The sequence below is a fragment of the Prevotella pallens genome (assembly GCF_900454935.1).
Taxonomy (GTDB): Bacteria; Bacteroidota; Bacteroidia; order Bacteroidales; family Bacteroidaceae; genus Prevotella; species Prevotella pallens.
On record NZ_UGTP01000001.1, the window covers coordinates 844,243 to 870,553 of the forward strand.

22 protein-coding genes are annotated in these 26,311 nt (G+C 38.4%); 4 read left to right on the forward strand and 18 right to left on the reverse strand.

What is annotated here, in order from left to right; translation table 11 throughout:
* Positions 1-26 precede the first annotated feature (26 nt).
* Together folB and DX009_RS03660 are read right to left on the reverse strand one after the other, a co-directional pair.
* Positions 27-410 carry a dihydroneopterin aldolase gene (folB, locus tag DX009_RS03655; RefSeq protein ID WP_115083046.1) on the reverse strand — a complete coding sequence of 128 codons (384 nt, stop codon included), beginning with the start codon at positions 408-410 and terminating at the stop codon, positions 27-29.
* A 20-nt stretch (positions 411-430) separates the two neighbouring features.
* On the reverse strand, positions 431-3,034 hold the full coding sequence (locus DX009_RS03660; protein ID WP_115083047.1) for an adenosylcobalamin-dependent ribonucleoside-diphosphate reductase: 2,604 nt from the start codon (positions 3,032-3,034) through the stop codon (positions 431-433).
* A 94-nt stretch (positions 3,035-3,128) separates the two neighbouring features.
* Here DX009_RS03660 and DX009_RS03665 point away from each other — a divergent pair, with 94 nt between their 5' ends.
* On the forward strand, positions 3,129-3,866 hold the full coding sequence (locus DX009_RS03665) for a nitroreductase family protein (protein WP_006045305.1): 738 nt from the start codon (positions 3,129-3,131) through the stop codon (positions 3,864-3,866).
* Between the two features lie 480 nt (positions 3,867-4,346).
* Here DX009_RS03665 and DX009_RS03670 read toward each other — a convergent pair whose 3' ends face one another.
* The 12 genes from DX009_RS03670 to topA all read right to left on the reverse strand — a co-directional run bounded on the left by DX009_RS03670 (position 4,347) and on the right by topA (position 18,680).
* The gene (locus tag DX009_RS03670; RefSeq protein ID WP_115083048.1) at positions 4,347-5,825 is read right to left on the reverse strand and encodes an MBOAT family O-acyltransferase; all 1,479 of its coding nucleotides are present in this window, start codon (positions 5,823-5,825) and stop codon (positions 4,347-4,349) included.
* 9 nt (positions 5,826-5,834) lie between these two features.
* Positions 5,835-6,593, reverse strand: coding sequence for an SGNH/GDSL hydrolase family protein (locus tag DX009_RS03675; protein ID WP_115083049.1), 759 nt, complete (start codon positions 6,591-6,593; stop codon positions 5,835-5,837).
* Positions 6,594-6,597: 4 nt separating this feature from the next.
* A complete protein-coding gene (locus DX009_RS03680) occupies positions 6,598-7,350 on the reverse strand; it encodes an exodeoxyribonuclease III (RefSeq protein WP_006045302.1) in 753 nt (250 codons plus the stop codon).
* A gap of 60 nt (positions 7,351-7,410) precedes the next feature.
* Positions 7,411-8,004 (reverse strand): GTP cyclohydrolase I FolE, encoded by a 594-nt coding sequence (folE, locus tag DX009_RS03685; RefSeq protein WP_006045301.1) that lies wholly within the window; start codon positions 8,002-8,004, stop codon positions 7,411-7,413.
* Positions 8,005-8,250: 246 nt separating this feature from the next.
* Positions 8,251-8,919, reverse strand: a complete 669-nt coding sequence (locus DX009_RS03690) for an SPOR domain-containing protein (protein ID WP_115083050.1) — start codon at positions 8,917-8,919, stop codon at positions 8,251-8,253.
* A gap of 78 nt (positions 8,920-8,997) precedes the next feature.
* Positions 8,998-11,118, reverse strand: coding sequence for a BT_3928 family protein (locus DX009_RS03695; RefSeq protein ID WP_115083051.1), 2,121 nt, complete (start codon positions 11,116-11,118; stop codon positions 8,998-9,000).
* Positions 11,111-11,662 (reverse strand): DUF1599 domain-containing protein, encoded by a 552-nt coding sequence (locus DX009_RS03700; protein ID WP_115083052.1) that lies wholly within the window; start codon positions 11,660-11,662, stop codon positions 11,111-11,113. The genes DX009_RS03695 and DX009_RS03700 overlap by 8 nt, the downstream gene beginning before the upstream one ends.
* Positions 11,663-12,587: 925 nt before the next feature.
* On the reverse strand, positions 12,588-13,067 hold the full coding sequence (locus DX009_RS03705) for a hypothetical protein (RefSeq protein WP_006045297.1): 480 nt from the start codon (positions 13,065-13,067) through the stop codon (positions 12,588-12,590).
* Positions 13,057-13,566, reverse strand: coding sequence for an RNA polymerase sigma factor (locus tag DX009_RS03710; RefSeq protein ID WP_006045296.1), 510 nt, complete (start codon positions 13,564-13,566; stop codon positions 13,057-13,059). The genes DX009_RS03705 and DX009_RS03710 overlap by 11 nt, the downstream gene beginning before the upstream one ends.
* Positions 13,567-13,721: 155 nt before the next feature.
* Positions 13,722-15,614, reverse strand: a complete 1,893-nt coding sequence (speA, locus tag DX009_RS03715) for a biosynthetic arginine decarboxylase (RefSeq protein ID WP_006045295.1) — start codon at positions 15,612-15,614, stop codon at positions 13,722-13,724.
* Between the two features lie 79 nt (positions 15,615-15,693).
* On the reverse strand, positions 15,694-16,284 hold the full coding sequence (locus DX009_RS03720; protein WP_115083053.1) for a shikimate kinase: 591 nt from the start codon (positions 16,282-16,284) through the stop codon (positions 15,694-15,696).
* A gap of 50 nt (positions 16,285-16,334) precedes the next feature.
* The gene (gene topA, locus DX009_RS03725; RefSeq protein ID WP_181792312.1) at positions 16,335-18,680 is read right to left on the reverse strand and encodes a type I DNA topoisomerase; all 2,346 of its coding nucleotides are present in this window, start codon (positions 18,678-18,680) and stop codon (positions 16,335-16,337) included.
* A 508-nt stretch (positions 18,681-19,188) separates the two neighbouring features.
* On the opposite strand from topA, the gene DX009_RS03730 reads away from it, so the two are divergent.
* The gene (locus tag DX009_RS03730) at positions 19,189-20,802 is read left to right on the forward strand and encodes a hypothetical protein (protein WP_245944576.1); all 1,614 of its coding nucleotides are present in this window, start codon (positions 19,189-19,191) and stop codon (positions 20,800-20,802) included.
* An 18-nt stretch (positions 20,803-20,820) separates the two neighbouring features.
* Here the strand turns inward: DX009_RS03730 and DX009_RS03735 are convergent, their stop codons facing one another.
* Both DX009_RS03735 and DX009_RS03740 read right to left on the reverse strand, forming a co-directional pair.
* Positions 20,821-21,483, reverse strand: a complete 663-nt coding sequence (locus tag DX009_RS03735; protein ID WP_115083056.1) for a SprT-like domain-containing protein — start codon at positions 21,481-21,483, stop codon at positions 20,821-20,823.
* Positions 21,483-22,904 carry an ATP-dependent DNA helicase gene (locus tag DX009_RS03740; RefSeq protein WP_115083057.1) on the reverse strand — a complete coding sequence of 474 codons (1,422 nt, stop codon included), beginning with the start codon at positions 22,902-22,904 and terminating at the stop codon, positions 21,483-21,485. Before DX009_RS03740 ends, DX009_RS03735 begins: the two co-directional genes overlap by 1 nt.
* Positions 22,905-23,210: 306 nt before the next feature.
* Here DX009_RS03740 and DX009_RS03745 point away from each other — a divergent pair, with 306 nt between their 5' ends.
* A complete protein-coding gene (locus DX009_RS03745) occupies positions 23,211-24,023 on the forward strand; it encodes a DUF3822 family protein (RefSeq protein WP_115083058.1) in 813 nt (270 codons plus the stop codon).
* A 45-nt stretch (positions 24,024-24,068) separates the two neighbouring features.
* The gene (rsmD, locus tag DX009_RS03750) at positions 24,069-24,599 is read left to right on the forward strand and encodes a 16S rRNA (guanine(966)-N(2))-methyltransferase RsmD (RefSeq protein ID WP_115083059.1); all 531 of its coding nucleotides are present in this window, start codon (positions 24,069-24,071) and stop codon (positions 24,597-24,599) included.
* Between the two features lie 486 nt (positions 24,600-25,085).
* On the opposite strand, the gene DX009_RS03760 is transcribed toward rsmD, so the two are convergent.
* Together DX009_RS03760 and DX009_RS03765 are read right to left on the reverse strand one after the other, a co-directional pair.
* Positions 25,086-25,643, reverse strand: a complete 558-nt coding sequence (locus DX009_RS03760) for a hypothetical protein (protein ID WP_115083061.1) — start codon at positions 25,641-25,643, stop codon at positions 25,086-25,088.
* A 192-nt stretch (positions 25,644-25,835) separates the two neighbouring features.
* Positions 25,836-26,228 carry a hypothetical protein gene (locus tag DX009_RS03765; protein WP_006045285.1) on the reverse strand — a complete coding sequence of 131 codons (393 nt, stop codon included), beginning with the start codon at positions 26,226-26,228 and terminating at the stop codon, positions 25,836-25,838.
* Positions 26,229-26,311 lie beyond the last annotated feature (83 nt).

A 26,311-nucleotide genomic window follows, 5' to 3' on the forward strand; every position in this document is an offset into this window, starting at 1 on the left:
AAGCATTTTCATTTGAATAGATTAGGCTAACACTTGGTTTTTTCATTTATTAAATGTAATTCTACACCTGCTCCGCTGCAATCAGCTCCCATTGGTGGATTTATCTTTGTTAGGTTAAGGTCTATTGATTCTATATCGGGGAAAACTTTTATTATAGCTTCTGCTATCCGATATGCAGTATGTTCTAACAATTTTGCAGGTTGTTGCATTACTGTTTTTACAATATCGTAAACATCGGCATAACTTATGGTGTCGTTTACATTGTCTGTTAGCATTGCTTTGCCTATATGATAACACAAACGAAGGTCGGCAACATAATCGTTGCCAACCTTTCGTTCCAATTCGCTTACACCGATGTAGGCATGAAACCTTACACCTTTTATATATATATAGCTTGTTTCTAATTTCATTATTTGACAAAACTATTTGTTTATCCGCAGCGAGAAGCTCCGCAATTAGTACATATAAGACAGCCTTCTTGATAAACTAATGTCTCTTGTCCGCACACAGGGCACGTTTGTCCTGAAGCTGTTGTACCATCGGTTACATATTTCTTTAGAGCACGTTCCACACCATTCTTCCATGTATTAATACTTTCATCTTTCAACTGTAGCGACCCTACGAGATGAATGACATGGTCTATTGGCATACGATAACGCAATACTCCAGAGATGAGTTTTGCATAGTTCCAGTATTCTGGATTAAATTTCTCAGAAAGTCCTTCAACGGTTGTTTTATATCCCCGTTTATTCTCAAACTGGAAGTCATAACGGTGTGTACCATCGGCATTGGTTTGTTTTATAACTTTACCCTTAGTTACACTTTTGGGCAATACAATACCTTCATCGTCGTCTTGTAATCCAGTGAATATTTCGTAGGGATAACCATCAAGAAGTCCTACGAATGCAACCCATTTTTCTTTATTGTTCTGGAATCTAACTACATCGCAATCTAACACTTTGGGACGTTCTTCTATTACTTGCGGTGGGGTACAAGTATGTTCGTGCTTCTCTTCTGATGAATTCAAATCATGGTCTTCGTTTGTTTCTTTTTCTTTTTCGTTTTTCTTTTTCTTATCTTTCTTCGAAACAGAAATCATAACGCCTGAACGAGAACCGTCGCGATAAATGGTGCAGCCCTTGCAACCAGAGCGCCAGGCCTCTACGTAAAGTTTGTTTACCAATGCTTCATCTACATTGTTTGGTAGATTTACTGTTACAGAGATAGAGTGGTCTACCCATTTCTGAATAGCTCCTTGCATCCGAACCTTCATAAGCCAATCTACATCGTTAGCGGTAGCTTTATAGTAAGGCGACTGTTTTACAAGGTCGTTTATCTCTGCTTGTGTATATTTCTTTGTTGTATCGAATCCGTTTATCTTCATCCATTCTAAAAATTTCTTGTGATAAACAATGTATTCTTCAAATGAATCGCCAACCTCGTCTACATAATCAACGTGTACATCTGTATCGTTCGGATTAACTTTTCTACGACGTGTGTAAACTGGCAAAAATACTGGTTCGATACCCGAAGTAGTTTGTGTCATAAGTGAAGTTGTTCCTGTAGGCGCAATTGTTAAGCAGGCAATGTTACGACGACCATATTTCTGCATATCGGCATAGAGTTGTGAATCTGCCTCTTTTATGCGTAACACAAATGGATTCTTTTCTTCTCGTTTTGCATCAAAGATAGTAAAGGCGCCACGTTCTTGTGCCATTGTAACCGATGAACGATAAGCAGACAGTGCCAGTGTTTTATGCACGTCTACAGCAAATTTAGTTGCTTCTTCTGTTCCGTAGCGTAAGCCCATAGCAGCTATCATATCACCTTCGGCTGTTATTCCTACTCCTGTACGGCGTCCTTTTCCACTCTTTTCTTTTATCTTTTCCCAAAGGTGGTATTCGGCTAGTTTCACTTCGTCGCTTTGTGGGTCATGCTTAATTTTTTCCATTATATGATCTATCTTCTCCATCTCTAAATCTACAATGTCGTCCATTAAGCGTTGTGCCAAAGCAGCGTGTTTCTTGAATAAATCGAAATCGAAGGTTGCGTCTTTTGTAAATGGATTCTTTACGTAAGCGTAAAGATTGATAGATAGCAAGCGACAGCTATCGTATGGACACAATGGAATTTCGCCACAGGGATTGGTAGAAACTGTACGGAAACCTAAGTCGGCATAGCAATCTGGAATACTCTCTCTAATAATTGTATCCCAAAAAAGAACACCAGGCTCAGCACTCTTCCATGCGTTGTGTACTATTTTATCCCACAACTTTTTGGCAGAAATTTCTTTTTTGAAGCTTGGTTTTTCTGCATCAATAGGGAATTGTTGTTCAAAAGGAGTATCGTTTACGGCTGCTTCCATAAAGCCATCGGTAATTTTTACTGATACGTTTGCGCCTGTAACTTTACCTTCTTCCATCTTTGCATCTACAAAAGCTTCAGTATCGGGGTGCTTAATACTTACGGAAAGCATTAATGCACCACGGCGACCATCTTGTGCTACTTCGCGTGTACTATTAGAGTATCGCTCCATAAATGGTACTAAGCCTGTTGAGGTAAGGGCTGAATTGTTTACAGGTGAACCTTTTGGGCGCACGTGACTGAGGTCGTGTCCTACTCCTCCACGGCGTTTCATTAATTGAACTTGCTCTTCGTCTATACGCAAGATTGCACCATAAGAGTCGGCATCGCCATCAAGTCCTATCACAAAACAGTTTGAGAGTGAGGCTATTTGGTAGTTGTTTCCTATTCCTGTCATTGGACTTCCTGCTGGTATTATATAGCGGAAATGATCTAACAGATGGAAGATTTCTTCTTTACTAATAGGGTTTTTGTACTTCTTTTCTATGCGAGCTATTTCGTTGGCAATGCGCCAATGCATATCTTCTGGCGATTTTTCGTATATATTGCCAAAGCTATCCTTCATAGCATACTTGTTTACCCAAACTCTTGCGGCTAATTCATCACCGTCAAAATACCTCAGCGAGGCCTCAAATGCTTCGTCAAATGAGTATGTTTTGTTCTCTTTCATTAATTTGTCTAGTAAAAAATGCGGTTGCGAAGTTACTAATTGTTTTCCAAAACAGAAAACTTTTGTTTAACTTTGTAGCCTAAAATTTTCTAAAATGAACAATATATTCAATCGTAGAAGCATTAGAAAATACAATAACAGAGAGGTTTCTAATGCTCTTTTAAAGGAACTTTTGAGTAAGGCTGAACGAACTCCAACTATGGGGAATTTGCAACTTTACTCGGTTGTTGTAACACGTAACAGTGAAATGAAACACAAATTAGCGCCTGCACATTTTAATCAGCCAATGGTAGAAAACGCAGCTGTGGTATTAACATTTTGTGCCGACTTCCGTAGAACCACTATTTGGGCAGAGAATAGAAAGGGAACTCCTGGTTACAACAATTTTCTTTCGTTTATGAATGCGGCTACAGATGCCTTACTTTATTGCCAGACATTCACAAATTTAGCAGAAGCAGAAGGACTTGGGACGTGCTTTCTTGGAACAACCATATATAATTCAAAGGCGATTATAGAATTGCTTAAACTTCCAAAGTTAGTTATGCCTGTGGCTACGCTTACAATTGGCTGGCCTGATGAAATGCCTGAACAACCAGACAGATTACCCATTGAAAGTATTCTGCACGAAGAAACTTACACGGATTATACAGCTGAAAGTATAGACTTATATTATAAGGTGAAAGAATCGTTGAAAGAAAATAAACACTTTGTAGAAATAAACCATACTGAGACGTTGGCGCAAATATTTACCGATATACGATACAAGAAAAGCGATAACGAAGTGATGTCGAAAAATTTATTAGATGCGTTAAAACAACAAGAATTTATTTAATAGTAATCAGTTAAAGATAGATGGATTTAGTTTTATTGCGAACCTCTAATTACTAAATTTGGGTTTAATAAGTAATGGTAAGCATTACGCTCTAAATGATTGGTTAAAGAGGTAAGTATTTTAACTTTCTGTTCTTACTTAGCATAGACTTTCTCTGTACTATAAAGTGGCAGATAAAGTCTATGTCTATTCTGGAATCAGAACATTACAGAATAAAGGATTTCGTAATTCTCATCTAAATAATCACCTTTTTGCTATTATAACATAGCCTTATAAAGGTTGCCATTTTTTTTGATATCTAATTTGTAACTGATAGATATCTGAGACGATCGTGATAGATATCTGAGACAATCGTGATAGATATCTGAAAAAAGAGTAGCTGTCGTATGGCTGTTTTTTCTAAAATATCCGAGCTATTTATTTGAATTAAAAGTACCCATAGACATTGTTTAAATATCTTTAGTTTATTTCTGCCCAGCCTTAAAACTGGGTATAAATAAAGGGTTGAATATTGTTCTGACTTAGGTTTATAACAAGCTGCAAAACAAATAGGAAGATTACTAATTTGGCAATCCATGGTAGTGCAATAAACTTTTGTTGAAGCCACTTATAATCGCTCTGTCGAATAGAGTGTAGCTCTAAACTTACAGCTAATAGCATTATCCATAGTAAGCGGGCATTTATAAAGTTCTGAATGTCTATCAGGTGTAAGTCGGTTGTTATCTTACCAATAATATTAAGAGCTGTATGAATGTCGTGTGAACGGAAGAATATCCACGCAACAGATATATAGGTGAAAGTTATTGTCCAACAGAAAATCTTTACATATATGGTGTTGGGAATTTTATTAAAACCTCTGTTGCACGCAAACTTATGGACCGTTAAACCAATGCCGTGTAGGCTTCCCCACAAAGCAAACATTCCCGATGCTCCATGCCACAAACCTGCAATAGTCATAGTAATAATGGTGTTTCTATAAGTATTTAGTTCACCTTTTCTGTTTCCACCCAGTGGAATATAAATATAGTCGCGAAACCATTGTGAAAGTGTTATGTGCCAACGATGCCAAAATTCGGTGAGGTTTAAACTTTGGTATGGCGAGTTAAAATTGTTGGGTAGTTGGAAACCCATTAGTGCTGCAATGCCAATAGCCATATCGCTATATCCCGAGAAATCACAATAAATCTGTAGTGTGAAGCCTAAAACTCCCATTAAATTCTCAAAACCTGTATAAGCCAGTGGGTCTGCAAAAATCCAATTGTTATATTGCGCCAAGTAGTCGGCTACCAGAGCCTTTTTTAACATACCACAGATAATGAGCCATAACCCTGTATTTATGAGTTGTTTATTTGTAAGTTGTGGAGTGTTTATCTGTGGAATTAGTATGTGTGCACGTGTAATGGGACCTGCTATTAGTAGTGGAAAGAAAGTTAGATAAAAACAATAGTCCAACAAATTTGTTTTCTTGGTGAAGTGTTCTTTGTATACATCTATCGTATAACTAATTGCTTGAAAGGTGTAAAACGATATACCAATGGGCAATAATAGTTGCAAAGGCGCAAAATTACTTCGCAACAAATGGTTCAGAACATCGAGTGTGAGATTAGAATATTTATAGTAGAGTAGTGGCATCAGTTCTATTAATATAACAATGGAGAAACCTATTTTGCGAGGTTTTCCACGCCGTAGCCGCATCATCTTTTTAGTAAGAAACCACGAAAGCAGTGTAGTGGTAGGCAGCAGAACCATTAAAGTGCCGTTTGCCTTATAAGCAAACATCAGTCCGAATAATACAACGTATGCCTTTTGCCATGCCTTTTGATATTTGTTTATATAAAGATAGCCTGCAAAGAATATGATAAAGACTACCAAAAACGACAATGTACAGAACGACCAATCTGAGTTGGGAGTCGTCAGAAAGGAACTTAATTCGTGTATTGTTTGTTTAAAACTTATCATAGTTTCTTATTAATATCCGTTGAAAGAAGGTTGCAAAACTTTAGTATGAGTAGCCTTATGGTGTTGGCGAGGAATGTTTAGGGCTACCGGATAGGCAACTTTAGGGCTATTCATAAATGTAGCAACCTTATTTAACCATAGAGCTGCAGCTTGCCACGTGGGGTGATAATGGTCGGGACCACGCTTAAGTTTCAAACCTCTGCTATCAAAAAAACAACCCTGTTGGGCATGTTTCTTTATTAAATCAATAATTCCAGTATCTCCATTCCAGCTAGCCGGACCAATCCAAACGTAAGGAAAGTTGCCCAGCTTATTTAAAATGGTTTTTATATACGCTTCTCTTGCATCTAAATCGTTTACAAAAAGTTCATTGCTTCCTAAGCAAAGCAAAATGTAAGAGGGTTTATATTCGTTTATAAAGTGCTCTATTGTTTGCGATTTTGCCCACTTCTCTGTGGTAGAGGCATACCATATAACAGTGTAAAGTTTGTGTCCATTTTCTTCAGCGTAATCGCCGAGCCGTCGAGAAAGCCCTTCAACCATCGAATCGCCTATGAATAAAAAAGTTTGATGATGCCTAAATAGTTTTGGTTTCGTTGGGTGTGGTTTCGCAGTTGTATCGTTATGAGGCGATAGACACAGTTGTGTAAGACTAATTTTTTTTAGTGAGAATGTGCCAAAAGCTATTTCTTTTGGCACAAATGCGTAGCCCAAAACAATGGCTAATGCAATAACTAATAGCAGTAATATTTTGATTGGCTCGCGCACAATGCTATAAATTCAGTTCAACTTCTACAGGACAATGGTCGCTACCATACACTTCTGTGTGTATTTTGGCATCTATGAGTTGATTGCGTAGGCGGTTTGATAGTAAGAAATAATCAATACGCCAACCAGCATTCTTTTCTCTTGCTTTGAATCTATACGACCACCACGAATAAGTTATCTGCTCTGGATAAAGCGTCCGGAAGCTATCTATAAAACCATTATTAAGAAATTGAGTCATCTTAGCTCGTTCCTCATCAGTAAAACCAGCGTTTTTCCTATTCGTCTTTGGATTCTTTAAATCTATTTCCTCGTGTGCAACATTCAAGTCGCCACATATTACTACTGGTTTTTTCTTGTCCAATTGTTTTATGTATGCTTGGAAATCGTCTTCCCATTTCATTCTATAGTCTAATCGTTTTAGCCCATCTTGCGAGTTAGGTGTATAGCACGTTACAAGAAAGAAAGTCTCCATTTCTAGCGTAATAACCCTGCCTTCGTGATCGTGTTCGTCTATATCCAGACCATAGTGCACATTTATGGGCTTGTGCTTTGTGAAGATAGCTGTACCCGAATAGCCTTTCTTATCAGCATAATTCCAATATGATTCGTAACCATCGAAAGTTATATCGAGTTGCCCCTCTTGCATTTTCGTTTCTTGCAGACAAAAGAAGTCAGCATTCAATTCCACGAAACTTTCTTTAAATCCTTTTGTTACACAAGCCCGAAGACCGTTTACATTCCATGAAATAAACTTCATATTATTACGTTTTGTTCTATTCTTATTGATTCAACAATTTCTTTCTTATCAATGGTCTATTTATATACGCATCTTGTCGGAGTGTACAAGGTTCATAAACTCTTCGCGTGTTTTTGCTTGATTGAATGCTCCGCTAAATGCACTAGTAGTTGTTATGGAGTTTTGTTTCTCTACACCACGCATCTGCATACACATATGTTTTGCTTCTATCACAACCATTGTACCTAGTGGGTGCAATGTGTCTTGTATGCAATCCTTTATTTGTTGGGTTAATCTTTCCTGTACTTGTAGGCGATGGCTGAATATATCTACTACGCGTGCCACCTTGCTTAAGCCTGTAATGTATCCATTGGGAATGTATGCGACGTGTGCTTTGCCATAGAAAGGCAACATGTGGTGTTCGCACATAGAGAAGAAATCAATATCTTTTACAATCACCATTTGGTTGTATTCTTCTGCAAACAGTGCATCGGTGAGCACCTTTTGTGGATCTTGTGTGTAACCGCGTGTCAGTACTTGCATTGCTTTAGCTACACGCATTGGCGTCTTTTCGAGTCCTTCTCTGTCTGGATTCTCTCCTAAAAGCTGCAATACGTGTCGGTAATGTCCTGCGAGTTCATCAAGACCTTCTCGAAATTCAATGTTTGATTTCATTGTTAGTTCTGGGTAAATCGTATAAAATTATCTTATAATAATGTTTGTTCAATCATCTAAGACGAACTAGTTCTATAGGTGAAACCTATTCATTTGTTTGTTAAGGCTTATTCTACTGTCTGATGAAAGTAGTTCGCTCGTCTAACAAAACAAAAATAGTCGACTGATTTCTGAATTTGGCTGACCATTTCTTGAAGTTAGTTGCCTGATTTAAAGTGTCCGTTTGGCAATATAGAATGAAGCAGATTAATAATCCATATCGTATGTATCGCCTATCACTTTGGTCGTTTCTATTGTAACCATCGTTCTTATAACGTTTGCTTGGGTAAAGCCTTCTTTCTTTAAACGCCTCATCACCTTTCGTGCTTGTTCGTAGCTTGTGTAATTTCCTATCTGGCACATCCAACGAGGAGAATAGAAATGAACATATATAGGTTCTGTCTGTAGAATTTCTTTAGCCTTTTGTCCCCATCGTTCAGCTTCTTGCCTGGCTATTCTTGTATTTCCACCTGAATATGCTAACACTCTAAAGCCTCTCACCTTTTTAATACCTTTCCATACTCGTTTTGTTACAGTTTGTTTTACAGCAGTACCGTCAATAGGGTCTACCAATGCACGACGTACTTTCTTTCGTACAAGTTTCGTTCGTGGGTAAGCTTCTGTATTAGGAGAGGAAGAAATATCTGGAGGTGTTATTCTGGGCTCTACTCGTGGAGTAGAAATAGATGGCATAGAAGGCTTTCGCACTGTCCCTTGCGATTGTGGCTGTTGTTTCTTTTTGTTTATTTTGGCATTTTTCTTTCCATTTACCAGAGCATCAATATCCTCGCTCTGGGTAACTGTAACCGTACCTTGTGCTCCTACTGCTAAACATCTAAGGAATGCAACGACCAATATAACAAGGATTTTCTTCATTTCTTTTATTTCTATAAAGTGCCTGAGAATCGCCAATACTTGCAATTAGCGACCCTCAGGTATTTTATCTATTTGTTTTTACTTTTTCCAAGCATCGATAATGCCTTTAAAATCGGCAGCTTTTAAAGATGCTCCACCTATCAAGCCACCATCAATATTAGGCTTAGAAAATAATTCTGGTGCATTACTTGCTTTGCAGCTTCCACCATAAAGAATACTTGTTTCGCTTGCAGCATCTTTACCATATTTTTCTGCTACGATAGAACGAATGTATGCAAGCATCTCTTCTGCCTGGTCTGATGTTGCAGTTTTACCAGTCCCGATAGCCCAAATTGGCTCGTATGCAAGTATAATATTCTTCCAAGCCTCTGCACTGAGATGGAAAACAGATCCTTCGAGTTCAGCCTTTACCACTTCATTCTGTTTGTTCGCCTCACGTTCTTCTAATGTTTCACCACAGCAGAAAATGATCTTTAGTCCATTAGCAAGAGCCAATTCTACTTTCTCTTTCAGTATTTCGGCTGTTTCGCCATAGTATTGGCGACGCTCAGAGTGTCCGAGTATAACATATTCTGCACCTGTGCTCTTTACCATTGCAGCAGAAACCTCGCCAGTGTAAGCACCTTTTTCTTTATCAGCGCAGTTTTCAGCACCCAGCTTTACTAATTCTTTATCCAATACATCAGCTATACTTGCTAAGTGAATGAAAGGAGTGCAGATTACAACATCACAGTTTGGTTTGTCTGCCTTCAATGCGTCATTAATCTCTTTTGCTAATGCAACACCTTCTTGCAGGGTCTCGTTCATCTTCCAATTGCCTGCTACAATTTTCTTTCTCATATTTCTTTTACGTTTTAAAAGTTGATAAAGTTTCTTACTTTGTTCGTTCTTTAAGAGCCTTTGTTCTTTCTCTTTTATCCATTTCTCGCGTTTCTGTACCCATTTTGTCCATGCCCAGAAACGGTCGGCAACAATAAGTAGTATTAGTGGGAGCACGTAACAGAGTATCATTGTTAGTATTTTCTTCCACGTACTGCTTTCTGGTTCGTGCCCAATAGTAAGCAAGTTTAAAGGAGCATTTAGTTCTGCAACCTTTGGTATATCGTTGTGATTCCACTTGTTTATTATAGTACCCTTATAGAGCAATAATAGTCCAGGATTGCTTCTTATCATTGTTTTCAATGTTGTGCCATCGGTAACATAAAAAGGATACTCGGCTCCTGTTATATCGCGCCAATGTTTTATGCCTTTATCGGTACTTGCTGTGAGTCCATAGAAAGCATATCCGTTTTCTTTTGCATATTCGTATATGCCTTCAATATCGCCAAAGTTTCTGTCTTGTGCCACTTCGAGCATAGGCGATACAAGCAAGAAGGTATATCCGTCTTTATTTAAGATCTTTTCTGTAAGGTCTTCTCCTGTCTTTTCGTCAGTGATGGAGAAGTCGTGAATAGGTGGCTCGTATCCTTTCTCTATTACTTCTTGTTTTGTATCTACAAATACCCACGTGCTATCGTTGTAAGGATAATTATTTTCGTTAAACTCTTTCTGAACTCCATTCTTGGTGCAAATAAATGTTGTTTTATATTTTGTTTGCTTTGCTCCTTTGGGTATTTGCATTCCTTTCAGAATATTCTGTCCTATATAATATGGTCTAAAATCGAACAAAGGCAAGTGGTAAAGACTTAGTAGCGACACTATAACTATGAATATCATTGTGAAGTAGGTTGCTATCCATTGATTGGTTTTAGAAATAAAGCGTACCTGATAGAGTGGCAACCGCATAACGACTATTGAGGCAACGAGCAATACTAAGTTCTTTATAAATGTCTGGCTATTTGTAAGGTGTATAGCATCGCCAAAACAACCACAGTCTTGTATAGGGTTGCTAATAGTGAGCCACAATGTTATTAATGTCATTCCTAACATTAGCACAAATGCCAATTTGCTTACCAAACGTCGGCGAATTGCTAATAGAAGTAATATTCCCAACGTAAATTCTGCACCAGAAAGCGATATGGAGAGTATTAGTTGCACCCATTCAGGTATCTTCCCCGCCATACCTAAAGCTGTAAGATAGTCGCCTATCTTATATTGTGAACCGAGCGGGTCTATTGCTTTTACAAATCCAGAGAAAATAAATGTGATGGCAAGTAAAAGCCTACAGATGTTTACTAATATTGATTTTAGTCTACTCATCTCTTAGTTTTATAGCTCCAAATACTGCGTAAATAATAATATCCATATAGTTTGCATCTATACCTTCGCTCACCAAAGTAGCACCCTTTATGTTCTCTATTTCTTTCACACGTTCTATTTTTGTGAGAATAAAGTCGGTGTAGCTACTTACGCGCATATCTCGCCATGCCTCGCCATAGTCGTGATTCTTCTTTAACATTAGTTCATAAGTAGCTTTTTCGTATTGTTCGTAGAGCTTTGTTGCTTCGTCTGGAGAAATATCCACTGTATCGACAAATGGGTGTGTTAGTTGTATCAAGCCAATTATTCCATAATTGATAAGGGCTATAAATTCTCCTCTAACGCTTTCACCAACATGGTTCTCGTTCGTTATCTCTATAGAACGAATACGTTTCGCTTTTATAAATAGTTGATCGGTAAGCGATGACGGACGCAGTATTCTCCACGAAGCACCATAATCGTGTAGCTTCTTGTAGAAGAGTGCCTTGCATTCGCTTAAAACTTCTTTAAACTCTTGATTAGTCTTTGTTATCTGTTCAGACATAGTGGATATTCTATTTACAATGCAAAAATACAGAAAATATACGAACTAACAAAATCATTCATATAATATATGTTTGCAAACAAGTTTTTGGTTTTGTGGCTATTGCATCAGTTTGTTACTTTAAAATGAAAATAATGCGATAGTAAGAACGATAGGTAAGTAGGATTCGGGTTCATAATTCTATAATTTTTTATTTTCTGAATGGTGCATATCTTTAATTTTTTTATTGATGTATTCTATATCTCAATTCCATAAGTTGTAGGTTTTATAATTCTCATCTGAACAAATATCTTTGAAGTATTATAATATGAAATAATAAAAAGAGTAGTTTGTCTGGTTTTGCCAAATAAACAAACTATGAGTTCTTGCGTGTCCAGTAAGACTAAGTGCTTATTATTTCAGTATGAATTGTTCACTTGTGTCTAACTATTCAGTAGGCATAATAAGAAAATATCTGCAGAAGCAGCTAATATAACTAAGAAGTGTCTAGTGAAAGCTGGGAAAAACTGACAGATATCTGAAACGCTACTGACAGATATCTAAAATTCAACTGACAGATATCTAAAACAGAATTGACAGATATCTAAAACAGAATTGACAGATATCTAAGATTCAACTGATAGATATCTGACATGAAAGTAACTATAGCAGACAGTTGTTTTTAGCTATCTGAAACATTCTATTTGCTTGGCTAATAAACAGTAGGCGTTGCTTATATACCATTCACCTATTTTCAACTAAAACATATCTTTATGCTATTTAGCTTTGGTAGAATAGTAGTGGGGAAAAAGAAAAACCGGCATCGAAAGATACCGGTTTTCGTCTGTTGTCATAAAAAATTTGAGAAATGAAACTTCGCAGTTTCGAACTTGTTTTATTAGAAAATGATTTGTTTTATAGAGAAAGCATTAAAATGATATTTCTTTTAATTGTATTCTGTATCGGTGATAGTGCTAACCTTCTGGGTTGAATCTATTTTGGTTGAGTCAGCTTTTGCCACAGCCGGACCTTTAGCTTCCTTGTTTGCGTGTGGCACCTCAACAGATTGTTGAGCCGAAGGCGTCGTACTCGTGAAAGTTTCTTGTAGTGCATTTTGCAATGTTAGCAAAATGGCAACAACTGCTGCCGCTTTGAAGAGAGGCATTAAACGTTTGCGCATTGTAATGGTGCGAGCCTTTACTGGCTGGTCTCCATTTACCTTCTCGAGTATCTTTTGGTTAAAGTCATCGCCCAATATATCGGTTTCCTTTTGTTCCTGTTCGTAGATAAACAAGTCTTTGTAAGGCACCAAATTGGTAGGAACCTCCTCTTGAGAGAAGAATAATCGCAATATTTCCTCCTCTTGCAGCGAAGTTTCGCAACGCCAGTAGCGTTCCAATAATTGTTCGATGTACTTATAATCCATATTGTTCTATTTTCTGAAATTGTTGTTTTACAGTTTGGCGTGCACGGAAGATGTTTGTTTTTACTTGTTCTTCTGTTATGCCTAAGACGATTGCAATTTCTTTATATTGCTTACCTTCAAAGTCGCGTAGTTGCATACATACACGCTGTTTTTCGGGCAGAGAGTTTACAATCTCTTTCACTACACGCAACCTATCCTGAGCTATCAGGCGGTCTTGTGGTGTTGAGAGTAGTTCTTGGTTGGGTTGTTCTTCTTCCAAAGAGCCATTTTGGTTGTCTCGCTTCTTCATTCTGTCAAGCGAAAGGTTTCTGCATATTCGTAAGCTATAGGCCTCTATGGAATCAATGGTGCCCCATTCGTATCGTTTGTTCCAAACTTTTATCAGTGTGTCTTGTACTATATCCTCGGCTTCTTCCTTATTGAGGGTTATGCGGAGGGCCAATCTGAAGAGTTGATTCTTCAATGGCAAGACATCGTTTCGGAAGCTAACTTTTTCCATACTCTCTATTACAACGACGAATAAGTGTGGGGTGAAGTTACAGAATACTATGCAAAAGTACTATATTTTAACCTTTGTTAGTTGTCTGAATAAAGAAACATACAAGAAAGAACAATAATTAACATATAAAAATAAAATACCTATTTGGAGCAATTTTACTCCAAATAGGTATAACCATACAGTCCACTTCGATAATTGTTGAGGAATTCTTTTCCTTCTTCGAGTGATATTTTTCCTTGCTTAACGCTTTTTGTAACCCATATTTCGAGCTGTCTAACAAGCTTCTTTGGATTGTATTGCACATATTCGAGCACCTCTTCCACTGTTTCTCCATCTATAATTTGGTCGATGTGATAACTTCCATCTTTCACGGAAAGGTGCACCGCATTGGTATCTCCAAACAAATTATGAAGGTCGCCGAGTATTTCTTGATATGCACCAACGAGGAAAACGCCTAAATAATAAGGCTCGCCACGTCGCAAAGTGTGTACAGGTAGCACATGGCTGGTGCGTCCCTCGCTCACGAAATTGGCTATTTTACCATCACTATCGCATGTAATGTCTTGCAAAGTGGCTTTTCGTGTGGGGCGTTCGTTTAGTCGTTGTATCGGTATAACGGGGAAAAGTTGGTCAATAGCCCAACTGTCGGGAAGTGATTGGAAGAGAGAGAAATTGCAGAAATATTTATCTGCCAGTAGTTTATCTAAGTTTCTCAGTTCGTCTGGCACGTGTTTCATTCCCTTTGATAGTGTATTTATTTCGTGGCAGACACTCCAATACATTGCTTCAATTTCTGCACGAGTTTTCAAATCGACCATTCCATGAGAGAATAGTTCTAACGATTCTTCTCGAATCTGTTCTGCATCGTGCCAATCTTCAAGCATATTGCGCGAGTTTAGATTATCCCAAATCTTGTAGAGTTCTCGTACTAACTGATGATCTGTTTCCTTTGCCTCGAACTCTTCCGACATTTCTGGTAGCGAAGCTGTCTCCAATACATTTATAATAAGCATAGAGTGGTGTGCAGCAACATTACGTCCGCTTTCGGTAATAATGTTTGGGTGTGGTATTCCGTGCTTATTTGCTGCATCTACAAAGGTAGAAACACAGTCGTTTACGTACTCTTGAATGCTATAATTCACAGAACTCTCACTGTTAGAAGAGCGTGTTCCATCGTAATCTACGCCCAATCCACCCCCACAGTCAACAAAATCTACATTGTATCCCATCTTTCTTAGATTGGCATAATACTGTGCTGCTTCGGTGAGAGCAGTCTGGATACGTCGTATCTTCGTAATTTGCGAACCAATATGGAAGTGTATCAATCGTAAGCAATCGTGCAATCCTTTTTCATCGAGCTTCTCCAATGCTTGTAGAAGTTCTGATGCTGTTAAACCAAATTTAGATGCATCGCCTCCACTTTCTGCCCATTTGCCAGAGCCTGTAGATGCTAATTTGATACGAATACCAATATTAGGCATAACGTTAAGTTTCTTAGCAGCTTTTGCTATGATATCTATTTCGTTAAGTTTCTCTACTACAATAAAGATGCGTTTACCCATCTTTTGTGCTAAGAGTGCAAGTTCTATATAGCTTTGATCTTTGTATCCGTTGCAGATGATGAGCGAATCACTTTGACATTGAACAGCTATTACAGCATGTAGTTCAGGCTTTGAGCCAGCTTCTAAGCCCAAATTGAATTTACGTCCGTGCGAAATAATCTCTTCAACTACTGGCTGCATCTGATTAACTTTAATAGGATAGATTATGAAATTCTCTCCTTCGTAGTTATATTCCTGCTTTGCAATTTCGAAACACGACGATATTTTCTCTATACGATTATCTAGAATGTCTGGGAAACGCAACAGAACGGGCGGCGTTACATCACGTAGTACAAGCTCGTCCATAATCTCGCACAAATCTAACTGGTTATTATCCTTGCACGGAGTAACGTAAACATGTCCAGCCTCATTGATTCCAAAGTAAGAAGCACCCCAACCTTTAATGTTATAGAGTTCCTTTGAATCTTCAATCGTCCATTTTTTCATACCTATTTGTTGTGTTTTTAGAGAACTTTTTACCGATACTATTCGGCTAGATACAGCTCTCAATAATGAAATAGTATTCTTATTTATTATTCTTTTCTATTGTGGGTAAAGCCTTTCGGCTCATTTCTATTATTGAAATAAGTTGTTTTGCCATTGCATTTATTTTCTTACGATTGTCCATTAAATGCACTTTTATAATGTGTTTAGCCTGTTTGTAGTAGATGTCTCGTTCTTCTATTTGTTTCTTTACAAAGACTTTTACTTCGTCTTCCGACTTATCTTTCAACAATGGACGAACGTTTCTGCTAATATTAAGATGCTGGCATATAATGTCGGCAGTTGCATTCATATATATCGTTTCGCCTTGTTTGTTAAGGTATTCCATATTATCGAAGAAGCAAGGGGTTCCTCCTCCGCAAGCAATAATAACGTTTTCAAACTCGGCAACCTCATGTAACATATTTCGTTCAATAATTCTAAATCCATCTTCACCCCGTTCTTCAAATATCTGGGCTATAGTTTTGTGCATTCGTGTCTCTATATACCAGTCTAAATCGTAGAATTTGAAATTGAGAATTTTAGACAAAGCCCAACCAAGCGTGGTTTTTCCAGCACCCATATAACCTATTATTATAATTCGGTTTGGAGTATTTTGTAGGCTCTCGGTCATTCTTTTTGTGTATCTCTGCCTACCCTAATAAGGGAGGCAGATGATTTTATTTATTTGCGTTTACGCTTTGTTTTGGGTTCGGGTGCATTCTTTATAATGTCTTGACATTCCTCATACGTAAGTTCAGAGGCTTTGTCGTGCATTGTTTTCGGAATACGATAGTTCTTTCCATCGTATGCTATGTATGGACCATAGCGACCGTTCATTATTTCTAATTTAGGGTCTTCGTCAAACTGTTTAAGGTGTCTTTGTGCATCTTGGAGACGTTTTGTTTCTATTAAACGTATGGCAGTGTCTAATGAAACCGTCAAAGGGTCTTCCTCTTTGGGCAGTGATACATACTTCTTATTGTGCATTATGTATGGGCCGAAACGCCCTGCACCAATCACAACATTAGTTCCTTCAAACTGTCCTACAGTGCGTGGCAACTTAAACAGTTCCAATGCATCGGCGAGCGTAAGTGTTTCCATACTCTTATCCGCTGGAATCTGCGCAAAACGTGGCTTGTCCGTATCATCGGCAGTACCAATTTGTACAACAGGGCCGAAGCGTCCAATCTTTACAAATACAGGCTTATTGGTCTTAGGATCTACTCCCAATTCGCGTTCACCAGCCTTATGTTCTGACCGTGCATTCATTACAGATTCCACTTCGGGCTCGAAATGCTTATAGAAATCTTTCATTGCAGTGTTCCATTTCGCCTTCCCTTCAGAAATTTTATCGAACTCTTGCTCTACTTTAGCAGTGAAATTATAATCCATAATGTCAGGGAAGTTCTCCATAAGAAAGTCGTTTACTACAATGCCAATATCGGTTGGAATAAGTTTACCCTTATCTGCACCAGCCATTTCCTTCTTGTTCTTTGAGGTAATCTTTAGTGCCTGCAATGTGTCTACGATGTATGTGCGTTCTTCCCCTTTCTTTTCTCCCTTCTGAACGTACTCGCGTTGCTGAATGGTAGATATGGTTGGAGCGTATGTTGATGGACGACCAATGCCCAACTCTTCGAGTTTATGTACCAAACTTGCTTCTGTATAGCGACTTGGTCCCATTGAGTAACGTTCGGTAGAAACAATGCTACGTCGTTCCAAAATCTGGCCGTTGTTCATTGCTGGCAATGCATGCGTTGTGTCTTCCCCTTCATTCTCATCATCGGTAGACTCTCGATAAACTTTTAAAAAGCCATCGAATGTAATAACTTCTCCCATCGCAACAAACTGTAAATCGGCTGTCTCGTGTCCTTCTGCGTTGAGAATACTAATAGCAACAGTAGTTTTGTCTATTTTTGCATCTGCCATTTGCGATGCTGCTGTGCGCTTCCAAATAAGGTCGTAAAGACGTTTTTCCTGACTTGTTCCGTCTATACTGTGTGCACTCATATCGGTTGGACGGATAGCTTCGTGTGCTTCTTGTGCACCTTTGCTGTTGGTATGATACTTCCGCACCTGGCTATATTCTGAACCATAGTGTTTCTCTATCTCTGTTTTAGCTGTATTGATGGCAAGTGATGAGAGATTTACACTGTCGGTACGCATATATGTAATACGTCCTGCTTCGTACAACCGTTGTGCCACCATCATAGTTTGACTTACAGTAAAACCAAGTTTACGTGCGGCTTCTTGTTGTAATGTAGATGTTGTGAATGGGGGGGCAGGAGTGCGTTTCAGCGGTTTCTTAGCTATAGAAGATATCCGGAATAATGCAGTTTTGCATTGTTCTAGAAACTCCAATGCTTCTTCGTGTGTCGAAAAACGTTTGTTTAGCTCTGCCTTTACTTCGTTTTTGGTGCCATCGTCGCTTGTAGCAGCGAAAATAGCATTTATTCTGTAATAAGGTTCAGACTTGAAATCTTGTATCTCACGCTCACGTTCTACTATCAATCGTACGGCGACGCTTTGCACACGTCCTGCGCTTAGAGCTGGTTTTACTTTGCGCCACAACACTGGAGACAGGCGGAAACCTACCAAACGATCCAAGACACGGCGTGCTTGCTGTGCGTTTACAAGGTTCATATCCAAATGACGGGGATTCTGAATGGCGGCAAGAATGGCTGGTTTCGTAATTTCGTGGAACACAATGCGACTTGTTTTTGCTTCGTCGAGACCTAAAACTTCGCAAAGGTGCCAACTTATGGCTTCTCCTTCGCGGTCTTCATCGGATGCCAACCAAACCTTTTTGGCGGCTTTTGCGTTCTTTTTAAGTTCTGAAACAACCTTCTTCTTCTCTTCCGGAATTTCGTAATTGGCTTCTAAAGTATCCAAATCCACACTCAGCTCTTTCTTTTTCAAATCACGAATATGTCCGTACGACGACATAACTTTAAAGTCTTCACCTAAGAACTTCTCTATTGTCTTCGCCTTTGCAGGGCTTTCCACTATAACTAAGTTTTCTTGCATATCAGCATAAGTAACATTATTCAAGGGCGCAAAAGTAAGCAAACTTTTTCCATACACCTTATATAATAGGCTATTTTTAGTTTTTTTAATATTAGAGCTTGTAGGAATATTATGTATTCTATGTTTCTAACTTTTTAAAAGAGCTTGTTTCACGACGTCAAACAGGCCCTTTTGCATTGCCAAATAGGCTCTTTTGCAAGGCAAAACGATAGCTTTTTGTAGTATGTTGAGTATTAAATAGTTATCCGAACAATATTTTTGCTGTTTTTAAAACGCTATGATGCCTTAAGTGTGCGTTAGATAATCGCAAATATTAAAGTCGTGCTTGTTCTGTAGTTTTAACGCTTTAGCTAAACTCCTCCCCCTGTTCCGTCTATCAATATATAAATTCGTACCATCATAAAGTTTCTTAAAATGCAGGCCTTTATTCTTCAAATTTCTTATCTTTGTCTCAAAAATAAATGTACTTATGAAGAAAAATATTTTCCTTTTTCTATTTTTTTACTGTATGGCAACCAGTCTTTATGCGCAGCAACGACTGTCTTTGCCCGATGTAGATGCCATAGGTTACGACGCAAATGGCAGTTGGATAGACCTTTATAAAAAAGTTGGCACCGACCGTTATGCTCAAAGACGTCTGCAAATAGATCGAAAAGAAATAAGCATAAGTAAAGCTTCCGTAGCTTATCAGATGGTCTGGGATTTATATTCTTGCAATGATACACTAAGTAGAAACGATATAGAAAAAGGGAGAGAGCGTTTCGTTGATGTAGATAATCTGCGTCCCATAGCTCTCGAAAGCTATGTTGGCAAGACGTTCGATATCAAAGAAGACGGCAACTGGAAGCGCAATGAAGAAAAATCGAATTATGTTTTAAAGTTCTTACGACCCGACCTTGCGTTTATTCAACAGCTGCGTTATACCAAAGCTGATAGGTATGCATACCGCGTAATAACTACTTCTTCGTGTGTTCCAGACTCGGTTACAACCTGGCGTGGGATGTCTCAACCATTGAGTCCGCTTGTTTTAGAATTAAAAGGTGGAAAGACGGTTTTGCTATTCGCTTATAGATCATTCAATTATTTGTTGCTTCCAACGATTAAAGGCGACCAGTTCGTGAAATTATCTCGTGACTGTCAACCTGCAGAACTAACAGAAGCAGGAAATAAATACGATGCTGCTGCACCCTACGATTTTATGAATATTGTTCTTAAAGACTTCCTGAACGTTAAGAAAACGGACGAAGGTAGGTGCCAATTGGTGAACGCTTTCGGCGAAAATATGCTGAAACAAGATTACGACAGCATTATTTGTGGAGAGCGTTTTATTATTGCGCATACAAAGAAAGGGGTTGATGTGTACAATCTTTACCTTCAAAAGCTCGACTTGGGAAACGTTTTGGTTGCGTATGAAATACCTAATTGTATGATTGGTTGCATAAATGTGCTGAACGAAAAGGGTGCTTTTTACTACGATGAAATGGGGAAAAAAATGAAAAATCCTTGGAAAATACAGTTGGGAGTTTGTGGCACTGTACCTCATTGGACATATAGTTTGCTAAAGAAACGTGGGCAATACCAGCTGAAATACTACACTGCCGGACCTGGTGTAACGTGCGAAGAAGACAAGCGTTACGTGCTTTCAGACTGCCAACCTACCGATTCCATTTCCTTTCTTGATGGTAAAAAAGAGTACAGATGCAATGGAAACAGTTGGTTTCTGGGAGATCTCGATGTACGTCCAGAATGGATAAGAGTAGGAAGAAATGGCAAATTTGGTATTCTTGCTTACGATTATAAACAGCCAAACGATGTGGAACCTAAGGAAGGTACAGTAAAATATGGTGATTGGGAAAGACCATTGGAGACTTATCCTGTGCGGACTCTAAAGGGCGAAACAATTCTTCCGATGGTCTACGACTCTATTATGATGCACAACGATGGATATATTTATTTCTACAAAGATGGCAAAGTGGGCATCTATTCGTACAACGACACACCTGTTTACGATAAGTTGGAACAGAACACTCGATACTTTTACCACATAGTGAAGGACGGCGTTAGTGGCTGGCTCGACCTTAAAACCAACAAAGAGCATTATTATTCAAAGTCTAAGGAGTAGGCTATAACATGCGGGTGGCTATGGTTCTGTCCACCCACTTTTGTCTCTTATTAATGTCATTTGTGCAGTAAGGCGAGCAAATACTTCTGCCGATACTGCGTGGGCACGCAAAGTTCGTACTCTCGAGAAGTTACGAAAGTAAGGGTCTTGCGTAACATACCAGCCGTAGTTGCTTATCTTCGACACTCTTTTCATCTGGCTTTCCAAGTTTGCTATCGCTGTTCGTGCAACGGAGCTAAGCAAATGCGAACCGTCGTTCAGTTCTATTGCCAGCACCAGAAAGGTTTCTGTCGGGTCGTCTTGGTGTGGTGCATAGTCCATCATACGCTTGCTTATGGTAATGTTTCGATGGTGTTTGCGGTTTATTTCCTCCATTCTTTGGCGAAACAAAGTGCCGTGTGCCGATGTATCTTTTAGGTTTTTGTAGGCTATTTCGTAGTGAATCATTTCGTGTATAAGCGTGTCTTCTATGAGCGATTGTGGAGTATCGTAATAGTTAGATATCGAAATAGTGAAGCTACGGTGTGTTTTTCCCCATACTCTTTGTATGCGATAGCTCATAGAACCTAACCTTTGTTTAGCGTTGGACACACGCAAGTTTGGTATTGGAAGTGTGTTTCCAAATATTTCTTCATTGTATTTGTTGAAGGCTGCTTTAAGATAAGCTATTGTTATATCCATTATTCTGCAATTTGTTTTTTGTTCCAATTCACTAAATAAAGGTGTTCAGTGGCACGTGTGAAAGCTGTGTATAACCAGTGAATATAGTCGGTTGTAAGCATTTCGTCGGTCATATAGCCTTGGTCGAGATAGATATGTGCCCACTGTCCGCCCTGCGCTTTGTGGCATGTAACGGCATATCCGAACTTTATTTGCATAGCATTAAAATATTGGTCTTCACGCAATTGCTTCATACGGTCTGCTTTTCGTGGTATATCGGTATAATCTTCCATAACACTTTGAAATAGTTTTGTGTTCTGCTCCTGTGTTAGTGCTGGTGCTTCTGCAACGAGCGTGTCGAGCACGACCACCGTGTCTAATTCTGTTTTATTATAATCTGGGAACTCTAAAGAGACGTCGGCAAAACGAAAACCATACAGCTCGCGAATGTTGCGCACACGCCGCACCACGGCATGGTCGCCGTTTGCAATGAACGAAAGATCGGTGCTGCGGTCTTTTTCCAGGTATTTGTTCTTTACCACCATAACCAAATCGCCAGTGGTAAGTTCGTCTTCACAACCAAGAATGGTATTGCGAATGCCTTGATTAAAAATGTTTGCTCGTTTGTTAGAGCGTGTTATCACCATTGTTTCGTCGGTTCCAACAGTAGCATAGCTTGATGCGATACTCTCAATAAGTTCATCGCCAGAGACAATGGAGATGTCGGCAAATCCCTCTAAACGTATTTTGGGTAATTGGGTAGCTGTGTTCCGAGAAATCATTTGGCGAATGGTGGTGGCATTCCACAATATTCCTGAATGCTGACTTTGGCGTAACACTTCGTTCAGATCGCATTCGTAGACATGTAAGCCATATCCTTGCAGTACATCGAAACGTAGTGCTGGACTTTCTTGTTCGCCTACTGGAGGTAGCTGTGCCTTATCGCCAATGAGCAACAGGCGACAATTGCCACCACTATTATAGATGTATTGTACTAAATCGTCGAGCAAACAACTACTGCCAAACATAGTGTTGTTTTGCGAAGTACTAATCATAGAGGCCTCGTCTACCATAAACAGCATATTGCGAAACATATTGTTGTTAAGTTGAAACTGACCATCGGTGCCATTAAAAGCTTTTTCGCGATAGATTTTACGATGTATGGTAGAGGCGGTTAGTCCAGCATTGAGCGAGAAAACCTTTGCAGCTCGTCCCGTAGGTGCTAACAACGACACTTTGATGCGTAGCCGAGTAACAACTCGAACAATGGCTCCAGCAAGCGAAGTTTTACCAGTTCCAGCACTTCCACGTAGTATCATAACTGCATTATCTCTTCTATCGGTCATAAATTGAGCGAAGGTTTGCAAAGCATTTCGTTGATCGTGTGTAGGCTCAAAGCCAAAGTCTTGCAATATTTGGTAAATCAATTCGTCTTGTATCATCTATTAGCACATTTTATTATGGCGGTACAAAGTTAGTTATTTTTATCTTATTGCAATTTCTTTCCATAGTATTTTACAATTTATATTATGGTGTTACTATTATTAAATCAGCCATTTGTTATATTATTTGTATACTGGTGATACTATTATTTTTAGATGAAATAAATGTGAATCATTGTTGAAATGTTGAACAACCATAGTGAAAAGGAACGAAAGGAAGCAAGCGTACCAGCAATAATCTACATTTATTGAGCGAAAAGCTACGTAATTGGAAAAAAATGCGTAAGTTTGCAGCACTTATAAACTATGGCTCAGATAGATAATAACATTCCCGATAGATGCATACGCCTAACTCTCCGTATAGGTGAGGGGAATATGTTGTTTGCCGTTGGCGACCCACAAACCGATGGCAATATAGTGTTCGAACCCTATAATGTGAACAATAATATTGCTGTAGCTGCTAATTTGCGAGAAGCCTTTAAGAAGTCGGAACTTTTACAGAGTGGCTATAAACGTGCTTTGGTTGTGATAGATACTCCCACTATGCTTGTTCCGTTAGACGAATATAGGGAACAAGATGCAGAAACACTCTACAAACACACCTTTAAATGGCAACGTAGCGAAGATATCCTAACGAGCGCAATGCCAAAACTAAATGCTGTGGCTGTGTTTGCAGTGAACAAAGACTTGATGATGGTGATTGAAAATCATTTCGACGATATACAAATTCAGCCACAAATGCAAGCAGTATGGACACATTTATATAAGTACGCATTTGCAGGTATACGCCAAAAGCTTTTTGCATACTTCCATAATAAGCGTATGGAGGTAATTAGATATCAGCGTAACAGATTTGAATTTTGCAATTCTTATGAGGCAAATAGTACACAAAACATACTTTACTATTTGCTTTACGTATGGAAGTTAATGGGAATGGATAGAGGAGATAGCGAACTTTATATGGCAGGCGATATTCCCAATATCGACAAGTTGTGTGCCGAATTGAAACAATTTGTTAGTAAATACCACGTTTTAGAACTTGCAAGCGACTTTAATAATGCTGCAATTGCAACACATAAAGATATACCATACGACCTAAAGGCATTGTATTTAGACTGAAACAAATATAAAGTTTAAGCTAAAAGAAAATAAGAACGAAACGCTATGCGCATAATAACAGGACAGTTCAAAGGCAGACACTTCGATATTCCACGTACCTTTAAGGCACGCCCTACTACCGATTTTGCCAAAGAAAACATATTTAATGTATTGAATGGGTATATCGATTTTGATGATATTACGGCACTTGACCTATTTTCTGGCACGGGAAGCATAAGCTTAGAACTTATATCGCGAGGCTGTAAAGAAGTGATAAGTGTAGAGAAAGACCGCGACCACGCACGCTTCATAGCGGAATGTATGAAGAAGATAAAAGTAGAAAACCACATACTTATACGTGGAGATGTATTTCGCTTTCTTAAAACATGTCATCAAAAGTTTAACCTTATCTTTGCCGATCCTCCATACGCATTACCAGAACTTGAAACCATTCCCAATCTTATATTCGAGCATAACTTGCTTTCGCCAGACGGAATATTTGTGTTTGAGCATGGTAAAAGTAACGATTTCTCAAATAACCCACACTTCATAGAGCATCGAAACTATGGTAGTGTAAACTTCTCTATATTTAAGTAAGTACCTGTAATTCTTCGAATAGGCATATAGCAATATAAAGCTATTTTGTTGAGCATACAATTCAGCCAGTGCAAACTCAATGGCTTCTTTAATAGCATAGAAATATCTGTTCTTCTTAGGTAAGAAATTAATCAGTTTTTTAATTCCGATTCTCCGCAAGACTCGTATAGGATACACTGATGTTTATACTGAGGCATAAGAAGTTTTTTCGTTTAAAAGTACCTTTAAGTCCATAGATATTTCCTGCGTAGTATGAGATATAATCCTACATAGGAAATGTTCTTTTCTATAGTATTCCAACTTCTTTTCTTATTGTTTTATCCCGCAAAAACCATTCTTTTGCCCCATAATATCTTATCTTTTATCTCTTGTAATAAGTTGGTTAATAGTCAATTATTCATTCGGTTGCTTATCTGTATACCTATAAAGGACCTCTAAAAACATGTACGCATAAGGATTTTACAAGTATGAAGTAATGTTGTTAGTCTATGAATATTGCCAAAATCCAACTATTATTTCGTTTGTTTTGCGATGCTTATACAAGTACATTGCACCATATCCGAGAACGTAATCGCCTGAAATCACTCCATCAGGATAGTAATCTTCGTCTATTTGAAGGAAGAAATCGAATCCATCTTCTTTTAATTTTTCAAAGTAATAGTCCTCATCTTGTATAAGCTGTGGGTACTTACCGCTTGTAATAAAGCCATACTCGTCGTCCTGGACCTCTTCAAATTCCGTAAGAGAACATTTACGAACTCCTTCCAAAGTATAGTCGTCATTGTCGCTTTCCTCTGAAAACGAGTGTACAAATACCTTTAGCGAGCAGTTTGGATAGATATTATTATCCACCATTATGTCATAACTTTCAGGCACAAAGATAGATAAGTATTCGTTTGAAGCACTTGGATTCTGAACCATCAGAAAGAATTTATAGTGTTTAAAACTATCTATATTTTTCAGAAGACAAGCAGGAATATTTCCTCCAATCCTACCTATTTCGTTACACGATGCATCTGAAGAGATATTCGCGATCTTATTCATAGCTTGTTATATTTAGTATTTTAATATTTGTTCGTAACCATTTTTTAACAAAAATACTTGTTGGTTAGGACGTAAAACAACAAAGATAAATCAACCAAATAGGGGTAGTGCATCTGTCTATTGCTTGTTAAGAAATTCCCTTATAGCCTGTTTCGTACCATATTTTTGGCAATAGAGAAATGCTTAACCACTTTATTCAGACTGCGCAAACTCAATAGCCTCTTTGATAGCATAGAACTCTTTGTTCTCTTTAGGTAAGGAATCAATCAGCTTCTTGAATTCCATTTCACCTAAAATGCACCTGTAATCGTCTAACATAATGTCCAATTCACCTTTAAATCTCGTTTTTTGCTGAGGACTTCCTTGTAGGTAAAACAAGTTGATATGCCTTTTAGCTTCATCAGCATTTGTATGCAACAGCAGTTCAAAAGCCTTTGCCTCAAACGAAGAATCGTTGATGATCAACAGCAAAGATTCAGACAGTGCAGCCTTATCAGTCTTGTTTGTCTCAATGTTCAATAAGCAATTTTGCAGCTTCTTCCTACTCTCAAAATACTGTCTTATAGCCAATCTTAGTTCTTCCATAGTTTCTTTATTTTACCTATTTATGCTCTGCTTTAAAAAAGATTGCTGCAAAGATACCATTTCTTTTGTAATATAAACTAAGT

What these genes read in the sequence shown, in the direction of transcription:
- folB (WP_115083046.1), bottom strand. Translation starts at nt 410, where the DNA reads ATGAAATTAGAAACAAGCTATATATATATAAAAGGTGTAAGGTTTCAT.
- DX009_RS03660 (WP_115083047.1), bottom strand. Translation starts at nt 3,034, where the DNA reads ATGAAAGAGAACAAAACATACTCATTTGACGAAGCATTTGAGGCCTCG.
- DX009_RS03665 (WP_006045305.1), top strand. Translation starts at nt 3,129, where the DNA reads ATGAACAATATATTCAATCGTAGAAGCATTAGAAAATACAATAACAGA.
- DX009_RS03670 (WP_115083048.1), bottom strand. Translation starts at nt 5,825, where the DNA reads ATGATAAGTTTTAAACAAACAATACACGAATTAAGTTCCTTTCTGACG.
- DX009_RS03680 (WP_006045302.1), bottom strand. Translation starts at nt 7,350, where the DNA reads ATGAAGTTTATTTCATGGAATGTAAACGGTCTTCGGGCTTGTGTAACA.
- folE (WP_006045301.1), bottom strand. Translation starts at nt 8,004, where the DNA reads ATGAAATCAAACATTGAATTTCGAGAAGGTCTTGATGAACTCGCAGGA.
- DX009_RS03690 (WP_115083050.1), bottom strand. Translation starts at nt 8,919, where the DNA reads ATGAAGAAAATCCTTGTTATATTGGTCGTTGCATTCCTTAGATGTTTA.
- DX009_RS03695 (WP_115083051.1), bottom strand. Translation starts at nt 11,118, where the DNA reads ATGAGTAGACTAAAATCAATATTAGTAAACATCTGTAGGCTTTTACTT.
- DX009_RS03700 (WP_115083052.1), bottom strand. Translation starts at nt 11,662, where the DNA reads ATGTCTGAACAGATAACAAAGACTAATCAAGAGTTTAAAGAAGTTTTA.
- DX009_RS03705 (WP_006045297.1), bottom strand. Translation starts at nt 13,067, where the DNA reads ATGGATTATAAGTACATCGAACAATTATTGGAACGCTACTGGCGTTGC.
- DX009_RS03710 (WP_006045296.1), bottom strand. Translation starts at nt 13,566, where the DNA reads ATGGAAAAAGTTAGCTTCCGAAACGATGTCTTGCCATTGAAGAATCAA.
- speA (WP_006045295.1), bottom strand. Translation starts at nt 15,614, where the DNA reads ATGAAAAAATGGACGATTGAAGATTCAAAGGAACTCTATAACATTAAA.
- DX009_RS03720 (WP_115083053.1), bottom strand. Translation starts at nt 16,284, where the DNA reads ATGACCGAGAGCCTACAAAATACTCCAAACCGAATTATAATAATAGGT.
- topA (WP_181792312.1), bottom strand. Translation starts at nt 18,680, where the DNA reads ATGCAAGAAAACTTAGTTATAGTGGAAAGCCCTGCAAAGGCGAAGACA.
- DX009_RS03730 (WP_245944576.1), top strand. Translation starts at nt 19,189, where the DNA reads ATGGCAACCAGTCTTTATGCGCAGCAACGACTGTCTTTGCCCGATGTA.
- DX009_RS03735 (WP_115083056.1), bottom strand. Translation starts at nt 21,483, where the DNA reads ATGGATATAACAATAGCTTATCTTAAAGCAGCCTTCAACAAATACAAT.
- DX009_RS03740 (WP_115083057.1), bottom strand. Translation starts at nt 22,904, where the DNA reads ATGATACAAGACGAATTGATTTACCAAATATTGCAAGACTTTGGCTTT.
- DX009_RS03745 (WP_115083058.1), top strand. Translation starts at nt 23,211, where the DNA reads ATGGCTCAGATAGATAATAACATTCCCGATAGATGCATACGCCTAACT.
- rsmD (WP_115083059.1), top strand. Translation starts at nt 24,069, where the DNA reads ATGCGCATAATAACAGGACAGTTCAAAGGCAGACACTTCGATATTCCA.
- DX009_RS03760 (WP_115083061.1), bottom strand. Translation starts at nt 25,643, where the DNA reads ATGAATAAGATCGCGAATATCTCTTCAGATGCATCGTGTAACGAAATA.
- DX009_RS03765 (WP_006045285.1), bottom strand. Translation starts at nt 26,228, where the DNA reads ATGGAAGAACTAAGATTGGCTATAAGACAGTATTTTGAGAGTAGGAAG.